This window comes from Massilia sp. CT11-108, assembly GCF_047302915.1.
GTDB classification, from domain to species: Bacteria; Pseudomonadota; Gammaproteobacteria; order Burkholderiales; family Burkholderiaceae_D; genus Telluria; species Telluria orientalis.
Window position 1 is genome coordinate 1 of sequence record NZ_JBKYMO010001184.1, and the last position, 559, is coordinate 559.

General features: G+C 71.2%; 1 pseudogene. It reads left to right on the forward strand.

The window, feature by feature from the left end:
* Positions 1-559: pseudogene (locus ACEN88_RS33875) on the forward strand (autotransporter domain-containing protein); the annotation flags it as partial.

Genomic DNA, 559 nt, shown 5'->3' on the forward strand with positions numbered 1-559 from the left:
GCAACCGCGGTGTGCAGACGTATGGCACGGTGGACGTTCCGCCCAGCAGGGGCGGCGCGGCGGTCCGGAGCCTCGGCGGCTCCGGCGCCGTGCTGCTGGGCGGCCAGACCCTGACGCTGACCGATGCCGGCGATACATTTACTGGCAGCATCCACGGCTCGGGCGGCCTGACGATCGCGGGCGGCACCGAGACGCTGGCCGGTACCAACACCAATACGGGCGCCACGTCAATCGGCCACGACGGCGACCTCGCGCTGTCCGGCTCCGGCAGCATCGCGCTGTCCAGCGGCGTCGCCAACAACGGCGTGCTCGATATCGCCGCGACCAGCAACGGCGCGCAGGTGCGCACGCTGTCCGGCTCCGGTGCCGTGCTCCTGGGCGGTCAGACGCTGACGCTGACCAATGCCGGCGATACGTTCGCCGGCAGTATCCAGGGCTCGGGCGGCCTGGCGATTGCGGCCGGCACCGAAACCCTGACGGGTGTGAACACGCACACCGGCGCCACGGCGGTATCGCAAGGCGCGACATTGGCCCTGGCCGGCAACGGCAGCATCGGCAA